Consider the following 13,531-nt stretch of genomic DNA (forward strand, 5'->3'; position numbering starts at 1 on the left):
ACATTATTTATTCTGTTGATATGCTCACGTAATACTAATTGTGCGCATCATCACAGAGTCGAAGGTAAAACAATAAGATGAAAACGCCCCTGATAACCCGTGAAGGGTATGAAAAACTTAAACAAGAGCTGAATTACCTCTGGCGTGAAGAGCGCCCGGAAGTCACCAAAAAAGTTACCTGGGCCGCAAGTCTGGGTGACCGCAGCGAAAATGCCGACTACCAGTATAATAAAAAGCGCCTGCGTGAGATCGACCGCCGGGTCCGTTATTTGACCAAGTGCATGGAGAACCTGAAAATCGTCGATTACTCCCCGCAGCAGGAGGGCAAAGTGTTCTTTGGCGCATGGGTTGAGATTGAAAATGACGATGGCGACATCCGCAAATTCCGCATTGTCGGCTACGATGAGATCTTCGGTCGTAAAGATTACATCTCTATCGACTCGCCAATGGCGCGGGCGCTGCTGAAAAAAGAGGTCGGCGATCTCGCGATAGTAAACACCCCTGGCGGTGAAGCCAGCTGGTACGTGAACGAGATTGAATACGTTAAGTGAGACCGGAACAATCCGAAGCCCCCGTAGATGACTGGCATTTTTGCCAGTCAATCCGTATAACTATCCCCTGATTTTTTATCCTATAGACGAAGCTATCCATGATGAATGATTCTTTCTGCCGCATTATCGCAGGTGAAATTCAGGCTCGTGCTGAACAGGTAGAAGCTGCCGTTCGCCTGCTTGACGAAGGGAACACCGTGCCGTTTATCGCACGTTATCGTAAGGAAATCACCGGCGGTCTGGACGATACGCAACTGCGTAATCTGGAGACCCGTCTGGGATATCTGCGTGAACTGGAAGACCGCCGTCAGGCCATCCTGAAATCTATCGGTGAGCAAGGCAAACTGACCGACGATCTGGCTAACGCGATCAACGGCACGTTAAGTAAGACCGAACTCGAAGATCTCTATCTGCCGTACAAACCTAAGCGCCGCACCCGCGGGCAGATCGCTATTGAGGCCGGGCTGGAACCGCTGGCAGACCTGTTGTGGAACGAACCGTCCCACGACCCGGAAACAGAAGCCGCTAAATATCTCAACGCCGAAAACGGTGTGGCGGATACCAAAGCCGCCCTCGACGGCGCACGCTACATTCTGATGGAGCGCTTTGCCGAGGACGCTGCGCTGCTGGCGAAAGTGCGTGATTACCTGTGGAAAAACGCCCACCTGGTCGCCACCGTGGTAAGCGGTAAAGAAGAGGAAGGCGCTAAGTTCCGCGACTACTTCGACCATCACGAACCGATTTCAACCGTGCCATCCCACCGTGCGCTGGCCATGTTCCGTGGTCGTAACGAAGGCGTACTGCAACTTTCTCTGAATGCCGATCCGCAATTCGATGAGCCGCCAAAAGAGAGCCACGGCGAGCAGATTATCCAGGATCACCTGGGACTGCGCCTGAACAACGCACCTGCCGACAGCTGGCGTAAAGGCGTTGTTAGCTGGACGTGGCGCATCAAAGTGCTGATGCACCTTGAAACCGAGCTGATGGGTACCGTGCGCGAACGTGCGGAAGATGAAGCAATCAACGTCTTTGCCCGTAACCTGCATGATCTGCTGATGGCTGCCCCAGCCGGGCTGCGCGCCACCATGGGTCTCGATCCGGGTCTGCGTACCGGGGTAAAAGTGGCGGTGGTTGACGGTACCGGCAAGCTGGTCGCAACCGACACCATTTATCCGCATACTGGCCAGGCCGCCAAAGCTGCCGTTGCCGTTGCGGCATTATGTGAAAAATACAACGTTGAGCTGGTGGCGATTGGTAACGGTACGGCGTCGCGCGAAACCGAGCGTTTCTTCCTCGACGTGCAGAAGCAGTTCCCACAAGTCACCGCACAGAAAGTAATCGTTAGTGAAGCTGGGGCATCGGTTTACTCCGCTTCCGAGCTGGCGGCGCTGGAGTTCCCGGACCTCGACGTTTCGCTGCGCGGTGCGGTGTCTATCGCCCGTCGTCTGCAGGACCCGCTGGCTGAGCTGGTGAAAATCGATCCGAAATCTATCGGCGTGGGCCAGTATCAGCACGACGTTAGCCAGACGCAACTGGCGCGTAAGCTGGATGCGGTAGTGGAAGACTGTGTGAACGCCGTCGGCGTCGATCTGAATACCGCCTCCGTACCGCTGCTGACACGCGTGGCCGGTCTGACGCGCATGATGGCGCAAAACATTGTCGCCTGGCGCGACGAGAACGGTCAGTTCCAGAACCGTCAGCAACTGCTAAAAGTTAGCCGTCTGGGGCCTAAAGCCTTTGAACAGTGCGCGGGCTTCCTGCGAATCAACCACGGCGATAACCCGCTGGATGCCTCTACCGTTCACCCGGAAGCTTATCCAATTGTGGAACGCATTCTGGCCGCCACCGAGCAATCGCTGCGCGATCTGATGGGCAACAGTGACGAACTGCGTAATCTGAAAGCCGCCGATTTTACCGACGAACGCTTCGGGGTACCGACCGTCACCGACATCATCAAAGAGCTGGAAAAACCGGGCCGCGACCCGCGTCCTGAATTTAAAACCGCGCAGTTTGCTGATGGCGTAGAAACCATGAACGATCTGCTGCCGGGAATGATTCTGGAAGGGGCTGTTACCAACGTCACCAACTTCGGCGCGTTTGTTGATATTGGCGTGCATCAGGACGGCCTGGTGCATATCTCTTCGCTGTCGAATAAGTTCGTCGAAGATCCACACACCGTGGTGAAAGCGGGCGACATTGTGAAGGTGAAAGTGCTGGAAGTGGACCTGCAACGTAAGCGTATCGCGCTGACCATGCGTCTGGACGAGCAGCCAGGTGAAACCAATGCGCGCCGCGGCGGTGGGAATAACGATCGCACTCAGGGCAATCGCCCGGCACCAAAAGCCGCGAAACCGCGTGGCCGTGACGCCCAGCCTGCGGGCAACAGCGCCATGATGGATGCGCTGGCGGCGGCAATGGGTAAAAAACGCTAAGTTTAAACCGTGTGCCGGATGGCGGCGTGAACGCCCTGTCCGGCGTGGTAGTCGCCATTAATTTGTATGCCGGATAACACGCATGAGCGTCGCCATCCGGCATATTTAATCTATTTCTCGCTTTGCACCACAATATATTTATCACTTCATTAACAGATGAAACCTTAATTAAACATTAAGATCCCAATAATTACTTCCGCGAATCCTTCGTTCCCAACCAGAATAAATATTGAGTAATATCAAAATTGGCTCAAATTATTATCCAATTGTACATTCCGTCACATTTATTCTATTGATGATAGAAACCATTCTCATTATCATTGATCTGTTGATTATTTACTCTTTCCTTACGTTGGCTAATCATCTGGTCTCATGCCGCCCTATCGCCCCATGAGGTAATCATCCAGTTAGCGAGATATAAGTAGGTCCCTATGCAATTCACTCCTGACAGTGCGTGGAAAATTACCGGTTTTGCCCGTGAAATCAGCCCGGCTTATCGTCAGAAACTGTTGTCACTTGGCATGCTACCCGGCTCCTCCTTCAACGTGGTACGCATCGCCCCGCTCGGCGATCCTATCCATATCGAAACGCGTCGCGTAAGTCTGGTATTGCGTAAGAAGGATTTGGCGTTATTAGAAGTGGAAGCGGTTTCCTGTTAATACAGTGAGTCTATAAAAATGAAAAAACTAACCATTGGTTTAATTGGTAATCCTAATTCCGGCAAGACAACCTTATTCAACCAGCTCACCGGCGCGCGCCAGCGTGTAGGCAACTGGGCTGGCGTTACCGTTGAGCGTAAAGAAGGTCATTTCGCCACGACGGACCATCAGGTCACGCTGGTGGATTTACCCGGCACCTATTCTCTGACGACAATCTCATCCCAAACCTCTCTCGATGAACAGATTGCCTGCCACTACATTTTAAGCGGTGACGCGGATCTCTTGATCAACGTGGTTGATGCTTCAAACCTTGAGCGCAACCTCTACCTGACGTTGCAACTGCTTGAGCTGGGCATCCCCTGCATCGTCGCGCTGAACATGCTGGATATTGCTGAAAAGCAGCAAATCCGTATCGATATCGACGCCCTCTCCGCTCGTCTTGGCTGCCCGGTGGTTCCGCTGGTTTCCACCCGCGCTCGCGGCATTGAAGCGCTGAAGCTGGCGATCGATCGCTACAAAGAGAACGACACCGTCGAGCTGGTCCATTATGCCCAGCCGTTGTTGCAGGAAGCGGATTCCCTCGCCGATGCGATGGCCAAAGATATGCCGCTTAAACAACGCCGCTGGCTGGGCCTGCAGATGCTGGAAGGCGATATCTACAGCCGCGCTTACGCCGGTGATGCCGCACAAAACCTTGATGCCGCCATTGCGCGTCTGAGCGAGACAATGGACGATCCGGCTCTGCATATCGCCGATGCGCGCTATCAGTGTATTGCCGCTATCTGCGATACCGTCAGTAACACCCTGACGGCAGAGCCGAGCCGTTTCACCACCGCAGTAGATAAAATCGTCCTTAACCGCTTCCTCGGTCTGCCGATTTTCCTGTTCGTGATGTACCTGATGTTCCTGCTCGCCATCAACATTGGTGGCGCACTGCAACCGTTGTTTGACGTTGGCTCCGTAGCGCTCTTTATCCATGGTATTCAGTGGATTGGCTACACGCTGCACTTCCCGGACTGGCTTACCATCTTCCTGGCCCAGGGCCTTGGCGGCGGGATTAACACCGTGCTGCCGTTGGTACCACAAATCGGCATGATGTACCTGTTCCTCTCCTTCCTTGAAGACTCCGGCTACATGGCGCGCGCCGCGTTTGTGATGGATCGTCTGATGCAGGCGCTGGGACTGCCGGGCAAATCGTTTGTTCCGCTGATTGTCGGTTTTGGCTGTAACGTGCCGTCCGTGATGGGCGCACGTACGCTGGACGCACCGCGTGAGCGTTTGATGACCATCATGATGGCGCCGTTTATGTCCTGTGGCGCACGTCTGGCGATTTTCGCCGTCTTCGCCGCAGCGTTCTTTGGTCAGAACGGCGCGCTGGCGGTCTTCTCACTGTACGTGCTGGGTATCATTATGGCAGTGTTGACCGGTCTGATGCTCAAGCACACCATCATGCGTGGCGAAGCAACGCCGTTCGTGATGGAGCTGCCGGTGTACCACGTGCCGCACATTAAGAGTCTGATCATTCAGACCTGGCAACGCCTGAAAGGCTTCGTTCTGCGCGCGGGTAAGGTCATCATCATCGTTAGCATTTTCCTCAGCGCGTTTAACAGTTTCTCGCTGAGTGGAAAAATCGTCGACAACATCAACGACTCTGCTTTGGCCTCCGTTAGCCGCGTCATTACCCCAGTCTTCAAGCCGATTGGCGTTCACGAAGATAACTGGCAGGCAACCGTAGGTCTGTTCACCGGCGCAATGGCGAAAGAAGTGGTTGTCGGTACGCTGAACACGCTCTATACCGCAGAAAACATTCAGGAAGAAGAATTCAACCCGGCAGATTTCCACCTCGGTGATGAGCTGCTCAGCGCGGTGGATGAAACCTGGCAAAGCCTGAAAGACACCTTCAGCCTGAGCGTTCTGGCTAACCCTATCGAAGCCAGCAAGGGTGACGGTGAAATGGCTACCGGCGCAATGGGCGTGATGGGCGAGAAATTTGGCAGCGCCGCCGCCGCGTACAGCTATCTGATTTTTGTTCTGCTGTATGTACCGTGCATTTCAGTGATGGGCGCTATCGCACGTGAATCCAGCCGTGGCTGGATGAGCTTCTCAATTCTGTGGGGCCTGAACATCGCCTATTCTCTGTCAACGCTGTTTTATCAGACGGTCAGCTACAAAGAGCACCCGACCTACAGCCTGGTGTGCATTTTAGCGGTCATCTTGTTTAACATCGTGTTGCTGGGCCTGCTGCGTCGAGCCCGCAGCCGCGTCGACCTCGCGCTGCTGGCGACCAACAGAACGGCGAGTTCCTGTTGTTCCAGCACTACTGGCGATTGCCACTAAGGTTATAGACGATGGCATCGCTTATTCAGGTTCGTGATTTATTGGCTTTGCGGGGACGCATGGAGGCGACACAAATTAGCCACACGCTGCACACCCCGCAGCCCATGATCGACGCCATGCTGAATCAGTTAGAAAAAATGGGCAAAGCGGTGCGGATTCAGGAAGATGCCGACGGGTGCCTTTCCGGAAGCTGCAAAAGCTGCCCGGAAGGTAAAGCCTGCCTGCGCGAGTGGTGGGCTTTACGTTAATCAGATGCTCTTTGCCGGATGGCGCTACGCTTATCCGGCCTACAAATGACTGCAAATGTGCAGGCCGGATATAGCGTTTAAGCTTATATCCGGCTTTTTGCGTAATGGGTTCCACAAAGACCTCTCTGTTTTCAGCAATAAAGATCTATCCTCCAGCCTGCCGCGCATCGTTATTAATTCATGAGTGCTTATTGGCGACCAGGAAAGTAGAGTCTCGACATCTTGTTTCTCAGGTGACGGATCGCCATGAATACTGACACTTCTACTACTCCGCATGACGCGATTTTCAAAACGTTCTTGAACCACCCGGCGACCGCACGCGACTTTCTTCAGCTCCATCTTCCTGACTCTTTGCAAAAACTGTGCGATCTGAAAACGCTACAACTGGAATCTGGCAGCTTTATTGAGGACGATTTGCGCGCGTACTACTCTGATGTGCTGTGGTCGTTAAAAACGCGCGAAGGCGATGGCTATATTTACACCATCATTGAGCATCAGAGCACCGCCGATGCCCATATGGCGTTTCGGCTAATGCGCTATGCCATTGCGGTAATGCATCGTCATTTGGCTGCAGGCCACAAGAAACTCCCGCTGGTAATACCCATGCTTTTTTATCATGGCTCAGCAAGCCCATACCCCTACTCACTTTGTTGGCTGGACGAATTTGATGACCCAGAATCCGCCAGACAACTTTATAGCACCGCATTTCCACTTATCGATATCACCGTGGTGCCCGATGACGAGATCATGCAGCATCGCCGGATGGCGCTGCTGGAGCTCATCCAAAAACATATTCGTAAACGCGATTTGATGGGTCTGGTAGAAAAGCTGGCCATCCTGCTTGTTAAAGGACACGCTAATGACAACCAGTTGAAAGCCTTGTTTAATTATTTAATGCAGGCCGGGAACACCGCACATTTTGGCGAGTTTCTTCATGAAGTCGCCGAGCGTTTACCCCAACATAAGGAAAAGTTGATGACTATCGCCGAAAGATTACGTCAGGAAGGGCACCTTAATGGTCTTCAGGAAGGTCATAGAAAAGGGTTAAAAGAGGGGTTACAAGAGGGATTACAAACGGGTCTGCAACAAGGTAAACGAGAGGAAGCTTTACGTATTGCATCAACCATGCAGGCTGATGGTATAGACCCACTGACCATCTTCAGAATTACCGGCCTGACCGCTGAGGATCTGGCTACGCGTAGTCATTAATCTCAGGCCCGGCAAGCGTGGCTGTGCCGGGCAACGCAACGGGTTTATAACCGCTGCTTCAACGCGACCAGCGCAGAGCAGAACTCGGCAGGATGCGAGATAAACGGCGCATGCGCCGCTTTGGCAAACACCAACGACTCGCTTTGCGGCCACAGGGCATCCAGCATTGGAACGACTTTGCGCGGAACCAGCCCGTCAAGATAGCCGTACATCCGCAGAAAAGGCATCTCCACCGCGCACAGCGACTCACGCAGATCGACCGTTTTCAGGATCTCCAGCCCGCCATTAAGCACCTCGACGTCCGGCATGGGTAAAGCCAGCACCGTTTTCTTCAGCGCTCGCGCATCCTGACGCGCGGTTTCCGTGCCCATCGTTTGCAACGCCAGAAAACGCTCCACCGTACGCTGGAAATCTTCGCTCAACTGCTGCTGGAAGCCTGCCAGCACTTCTGGCTTGATACCCGGCCACTCATCCCGCGCGCTAAAGCAAGGGGAAGATGCAACGGTCACCAGCGCCTGAACACGTTCAGGATGCGTTAACGCCACCTGGCTTGCGACTAGCCCGCCCAGACTCCAGCCGAGCCAGATAGCTTTCTCCGGTGCCTGTTGCAATACCCGCTCAGCCATCTCTTCCAGCGACATTGCACCGAAACCCTGGCTACGACCAAATCCCGGTAAGTCGACAAGATGCAGCGTAAAATGCGAGCTCAGTTCCTCACTTATGCAATGCCACACTTGCGCATTCAGTCCCCATCCGTGCAGCAGCACAAGATGGCAATTTCCCGAACCCTGGGTCTGCCACCAGATGTCATTCATCAGTTATTGTTCTCTTTTAGCCTGAAAGGATGCTTCTATGCTAACAGTACCAGGATTGTGCTGGCTATGCCGAATGCCCCTGACGTTAGGGCATTGGGGGATTTGCTCGGTTTGCACGCGGGCAACGCGTCAGCACGGCAGCCTGTGCCCTCAATGTGGACTCCCTGCCGCTCATACCGTTGTTCCCTGCGGGCGCTGCCTGCAAAAACCACCGCCGTGGCAGCGGCTGGTCACCGTCAGCGACTATGTTCCACCGTTGAGCGGTCTTATCCACCAGCTCAAGTTTTCACGACGCAGCGAAATGGCCTGCGCCCTTTCACGTTTACTGTTGCTGGAGGTATTACAGGCCCGGCGCGTCAGCGGTCTTCCTCTGCCGGACAGACTCGTCAGCGTCCCGCTCTGGCAACGACGGCACTGGCGCAGAGGATTTAATCAGAGCGATTTACTGTGTCGCCCGCTGGCTCGCTGGCTAGGCTGCGACTGGGACGGTCAAGCCATTACACGGATTCGGGCGACCGCCACGCAGCACCATCTCAGTGCCCGATTACGTAAACGTAACCTGAAAAATGCCTTTCGCCTTGAATTGCCAGTGCAGGGACTCCATATGGTTATTGTGGATGATGTCGTCACTACCGGAAGTACCGTCGCGGAAATCGCGCAGCTGCTTTTACGCAACGGCGCGGCGACTGTCCAGGTATGGTGCCTGTGTCGAACCTTGTAGAGCCTCGATGATGGGCGTATTATAACCAAGTAAAATAGTCAACTATTAGGCCATTACTATGATCCATATTTCCGATGCTGCACAAGCGCACTTTGCCAAACTGCTGGCAAATCAGGAAGAAGGGACACAAATCCGCGTATTTGTGATTAATCCCGGCACGCCTAACGCTGAATGCGGCGTTTCTTATTGTCCGCCGGACGCCGTGGAAGCAACCGACACCGCCATTAAATTTGACCTGCTGACCGCATATGTTGATGAACTGAGCGCACCGTATCTGGAAGATGCAGAAATCGATTTCGTTACCGACCAGTTAGGCTCCCAGCTGACTCTGAAAGCACCAAACGCCAAAATGCGTAAAGTTGCCGATGATGCGCCGCTGATGGAACGCGTAGAATACATGCTGCAATCGCAGATCAACCCGCAGCTGGCAGGCCACGGTGGCCGCGTCTCTCTGATGGAAATCACCGATGAAGGCTACGCCATTCTTCAGTTTGGCGGCGGCTGTAACGGCTGTTCAATGGTAGATGTCACGCTGAAAGAAGGTATCGAGAAGCAGCTGCTGGCTGAATTCCCTGAACTGAAAGGCGTTCGCGATTTAACCGAACACCAGCGCGGCGAGCACTCTTACTACTAACGCCCAACCTGTAGACTTCTATAGGCCCGATAAGACGTCCAGCGTCGCCGTCGGGCATTAATGCCGGATGGCAGATTAATCGCGTTATCCGGCCTACTTCCCTGCATTTCTTCGCATCTATCCTGCAACAATCCCCCGCATAATTTGACCAGCCTCTCATAATTTAAATTTTGCCTGCCCAGGTGATTTTCAAGCGCCATATGTTACCCGTATCATTCGCATCAGCACCTAACACACACATAATAGCCAGCTAAACTGATTAGTTTTGAAGGCAACCAGCATTGGTGCTGAGAATGCTCTGTTCCCGGTCGGGACAATCGGAATTTGTCATCTAAACACTGACGTTACCCATAACAAAGTAAAGGCCAGGTAAATCATGCCATTAGTCATCGTTGCTATCGGTGTAATCTTGTTACTCCTCCTGATGATCCGTTTCAAAATGAACGGCTTCATCGCTCTCGTCCTGGTGGCGCTTGCTGTCGGATTGATGCAAGGGATGCCACTGGATAAAGTCATCGGTTCGATTAAAGCCGGCGTCGGCGGAACCCTTGGCAGCCTCGCCCTGATTATGGGTTTTGGCGCCATGCTGGGCAAAATGCTGGCGGACTGCGGCGGCGCACAGCGCATCGCAACCACCCTGATTGCTAAATTCGGCAAAAAACATATTCAGTGGGCGGTGGTATTAACCGGCTTCACCGTCGGTTTTGCCCTGTTCTACGAAGTCGGCTTCGTGCTGATGCTGCCGCTGGTGTTCACCATCGCCGCTGCTGCCAACATCCCGCTGCTGTACGTTGGCGTGCCGATGGCTGCTGCGCTGTCCGTAACGCACGGCTTCCTGCCACCGCACCCGGGTCCAACCGCCATTGCCACTATTTTCCACGCAGATATGGGTAAAACCTTGCTGTTTGGTACGATTCTGGCAATCCCGACCGTTATTCTCGCCGGTCCGGTGTACGCCCGCTTCCTGAAAGGCATTGATAAGCCAATCCCGGAAGGTCTGTACAGCGCGAAAACCTTTACTGAAGAAGAGATGCCTGGCTTTGGCGTCAGCGTCTGGACCTCTCTGGTACCGGTTATCCTGATGGCAATGCGCGCCGTGGCGGAGATGATTCTGCCAAAAGGTCATGCTTTCCTGACGGTTGCAGAGTTCCTCGGTGACCCGGTCATGGCAACGCTTATCGCGGTGCTGATTGCGATGTTCACTTTTGGTCTGAACCGTGGGCGTTCGATGGATCAGATCAACGACACGCTGGTGTCCTCAATCAAAATCATCGCGATGATGCTGTTGATCATCGGTGGTGGCGGTGCCTTTAAACAGGTTCTGGTTGATAGCGGCGTGGACAAATACATCGCTTCAATGATGCACGGCTCTAACGTGTCTCCATTGCTGATGGCATGGTCTATCGCGGCGGTACTGCGTATCGCGCTGGGTTCCGCAACCGTTGCTGCAATTACTGCAGGTGGGATTGTCGCGCCGCTGATTGCCACGACTGGCGTAAGCCCCGAGCTGATGGTTATTGCAGTCGGTTCCGGCTCCGTCATTTTCTCCCACGTGAACGACCCAGGCTTCTGGCTGTTCAAGGAGTATTTCAACCTGACCATCGGTGAGACCATCAAGTCATGGTCAATGCTGGAAACCATTATCTCCGTCTGCGGTCTGGTAGGTTGTCTGCTGCTGGGTATGGTGGTTTAAGCGAGACGGCTTGTAGGCCGGATAAGGCAAAGCCGCCAATCCGGCAATGAGCAGAATTGCCTGATGGCGCTGCGCTTATCAGGCCTACGTGTTACGAACATTCACCATAAAAAAGCCGGGGAAATCCCCGGCTTTTTTACTTCTTCTTCGCGGCCGCTTTTCGGCGCTTATCCAAATCCTTAATCAGCTTATTCACCCCCTCATCGGCAAACATTTGCTCCAGCGTGGCGGTGAGCTTACGTCGCCAGTTTTTGTACTGGTCGCTGGTCCCCGGAATGTTGACCGGCTCAGCCATATCCAGCCAGTCTTCCGGTTGCAGGCCCAGCAGCGCACTGTTGCTGTCAGCGATGTAGCGTTGCATACCGCGATTAAGAATCGGCGTCATCGACATCAGGGACGCCTTGTGACCTGCACGTTTTGGCAGACAACCGTATTTGTGCAGCGCGTCCAGCAGCCCCTGTTTCGCCAGTTCTCTGTCCTGATACAACCCACGCAGCACGACTTCATCCGGGTACAGGCCCAGCGCCTTACCCAGCGTCAGATCGCCGCTATCCCAATAACCTTTAAGCGTAGGAAGGTCATGCGTCGCCGCGACTGCCATTGATTGTTCCGGGTACGCTTTCGGCGCACGGAAGTTCTTCTCATGGTCATTCTCAAAATAAAGTACTTTGTAGGAATAGACACCACTGTCACGCAGCTTGCTGACGATCTCCACCGGCACGGTACCCAGATCTTCACCAATCACCATGCAGTGATGACGTTTACTTTCCAGCGCCAGAATTGAAAGCAGATCGTCTACCGGATAATGCACGTAGGCACCGTGATCGGCTGTTTCTCCGTAAGGGATCCACCACAGACGCAGCATCGACATAACATGGTCGATACGCAGCGCGCCACAGTTCTGCATATTGGCGCGCAGCAGTTCGATAAACGGTTCGTAAGCGCGCGCGGTGATGATGTGCGGATCCATCGGCGGCAGTCCCCAGTTTTGCCCGAGCGGACCGAGAATGTCCGGCGGTGCGCCCACCGAGGCTTTCAGGCAGTACAGCTCGCGGTCGCACCAGGTTTCCGCCCCACCTTCGGCCACGCCAACCGCCAGGTCGCGATACAGTCCAATCGGCATCGCAAAACCCTGGCTGGTTTGCCAGCAGTCAGCAAACTGACTATATGCCAGCCACTGCAACCACAGGTAGAAATCCACATCATCACGATGCGTTTCGCAGAAGCGTTTTACCTCTGGCGAGTCCACCGACTGGAATGCCTGCGGCCACACCGGCCATCCCCAGCGCAATGCGTCCTCTTTCACCTGATGCGCATGCAGCGCATCAAATGCCGCCTGCCAGTAGAGGCTATCCCCTTCCCGGGCCACAAACTGGCGAAATGCCGCCATCTGCTCATCATTGCGCGCAGAGAAGCTTTTCCACGCCATACGTAGCGCCGTCATCTTCAGGGTGGTAACGGCAGAATAATCAACCCACTCGGCATCACGCGCGCGTTGCAAGGCTTGCTGCGTCGCGGGTTTCTGCCACCACACCTGCGCCTCTTTACTCAGGCGGAAATCGTCGACTGCGTTAACATCAATGTAGATCACATTCAACCAGCGGCGTGACGACGGGCTGTACGGGCTGGCGCTCTCCGGGTTCGCCGGATACAGCGCATGAATCGGATTAAGCCCGATAAACGCGCCGCCGCGTTGCGCCACATCCACCAGCATGGCGCGGAGATCGCCAAAGTCGCCAATCCCCCAGTTTTTTTCTGAACGCAGGGTATAGAGCTGAACGCATGCCCCCCACAGCTTCTGCCCGGCTAACAGCGCCTGCGGCTCATAGCAGCGCTTCGGCGCAACGATGATGCGGCAATGGGTACGTAGCTCGCCCTGGGTCAGAGTCAGCGTGTGATACCCCTCCGGCAGCTTCGCCGGAAGGTTGAAAGCTTTACCGCCGACAGCATGCCCTTTGTGCTGCACGCCCTCTTCGGTGGTCAGCAGCCAGTTAAACTCTCCGCTTCCCTCTACCGCCAGTGGCATTTTCTTACCAGCGGTATAAACCATGACATTCGGCACCGGAGTGACCGCCACCTGAGCGGCGGCGGAGGTGCGATGCATGGCGTCAAGCAAACGCCGCTTGGTTTCGGCGCCAATAGACTGCGGTTTACCGTGGGCATTAATGTAATTGGGGCTGATCCCCGCCGCCTGCGCGGCATTATCCAGACGTTTGCTTTCCATCGCGATTC

At 54.4% G+C, this 13,531-nt stretch carries 11 protein-coding genes; 9 read left to right on the forward strand and 2 right to left on the reverse strand.

Annotated elements, in window-relative coordinates; genetic code table 11:
* Nucleotides 1-77 precede the first annotated feature (77 nt).
* The 6 genes from greB to E1B03_RS24530 all read left to right on the forward strand — a co-directional run bounded on the left by greB (nt 78) and on the right by E1B03_RS24530 (nt 7,436).
* The gene (greB, locus tag E1B03_RS24505) at nt 78-551 is read left to right on the forward strand and encodes a transcription elongation factor GreB (protein ID WP_016154802.1); all 474 of its coding nucleotides are present in this window, start codon (nt 78-80) and stop codon (nt 549-551) included.
* Nucleotides 552-649: 98 nt separating this feature from the next.
* Nucleotides 650-2,983 (forward strand): Tex family protein, encoded by a 2,334-nt coding sequence (locus E1B03_RS24510; RefSeq protein ID WP_133087066.1) that lies wholly within the window; start codon nt 650-652, stop codon nt 2,981-2,983.
* 431 nt (nt 2,984-3,414) lie between these two features.
* Nucleotides 3,415-3,642: a ferrous iron transporter A gene (gene feoA, locus E1B03_RS24515; RefSeq protein ID WP_133087067.1), complete on the forward strand. Its 228-nt coding sequence runs from the start codon at nt 3,415-3,417 to the stop codon at nt 3,640-3,642.
* 18 nt (nt 3,643-3,660) lie between these two features.
* The gene (gene feoB / locus E1B03_RS24520) at nt 3,661-5,979 is read left to right on the forward strand and encodes a Fe(2+) transporter permease subunit FeoB (protein ID WP_103769580.1); all 2,319 of its coding nucleotides are present in this window, start codon (nt 3,661-3,663) and stop codon (nt 5,977-5,979) included.
* 11 nt (nt 5,980-5,990) lie between these two features.
* On the forward strand, nt 5,991-6,227 hold the full coding sequence (feoC, locus tag E1B03_RS24525; protein ID WP_003023516.1) for a [Fe-S]-dependent transcriptional repressor FeoC: 237 nt from the start codon (nt 5,991-5,993) through the stop codon (nt 6,225-6,227).
* Nucleotides 6,228-6,473: 246 nt separating this feature from the next.
* Nucleotides 6,474-7,436, forward strand: coding sequence for an Rpn family recombination-promoting nuclease/putative transposase (locus E1B03_RS24530; RefSeq protein ID WP_133087068.1), 963 nt, complete (start codon nt 6,474-6,476; stop codon nt 7,434-7,436).
* Between the two features lie 44 nt (nt 7,437-7,480).
* On the opposite strand, the gene bioH is transcribed toward E1B03_RS24530, so the two are convergent.
* Nucleotides 7,481-8,251: a pimeloyl-ACP methyl ester esterase BioH gene (bioH, locus tag E1B03_RS24535; protein WP_133087069.1), complete on the reverse strand. Its 771-nt coding sequence runs from the start codon at nt 8,249-8,251 to the stop codon at nt 7,481-7,483.
* Between the two features lie 37 nt (nt 8,252-8,288).
* Here bioH and gntX point away from each other — a divergent pair, with 37 nt between their 5' ends.
* The 3 genes from gntX to gntT all read left to right on the forward strand — a co-directional run bounded on the left by gntX (nt 8,289) and on the right by gntT (nt 11,299).
* The gene (gntX, locus tag E1B03_RS24540; RefSeq protein ID WP_103769577.1) at nt 8,289-8,972 is read left to right on the forward strand and encodes a DNA utilization protein GntX; all 684 of its coding nucleotides are present in this window, start codon (nt 8,289-8,291) and stop codon (nt 8,970-8,972) included.
* 58 nt (nt 8,973-9,030) lie between these two features.
* Nucleotides 9,031-9,606, forward strand: a complete 576-nt coding sequence (gene nfuA, locus E1B03_RS24545; protein ID WP_003023509.1) for a Fe-S biogenesis protein NfuA — start codon at nt 9,031-9,033, stop codon at nt 9,604-9,606.
* A gap of 376 nt (nt 9,607-9,982) precedes the next feature.
* Entirely contained in the window at nt 9,983-11,299 is a 1,317-nt protein-coding gene (gene gntT, locus E1B03_RS24550) for a gluconate transporter (RefSeq protein WP_003023507.1), read from the forward strand.
* Nucleotides 11,300-11,435: 136 nt separating this feature from the next.
* Here the strand turns inward: gntT and malQ are convergent, their stop codons facing one another.
* The gene (gene malQ, locus E1B03_RS24555; RefSeq protein ID WP_133087070.1) at nt 11,436-13,523 is read right to left on the reverse strand and encodes a 4-alpha-glucanotransferase; all 2,088 of its coding nucleotides are present in this window, start codon (nt 13,521-13,523) and stop codon (nt 11,436-11,438) included.
* Nucleotides 13,524-13,531: the final 8 nt, after the last annotated feature.

The sequence above is a fragment of the Citrobacter arsenatis genome, assembly GCF_004353845.1.
GTDB classification, from domain to species: domain Bacteria; phylum Pseudomonadota; class Gammaproteobacteria; order Enterobacterales; family Enterobacteriaceae; genus Citrobacter; species Citrobacter arsenatis.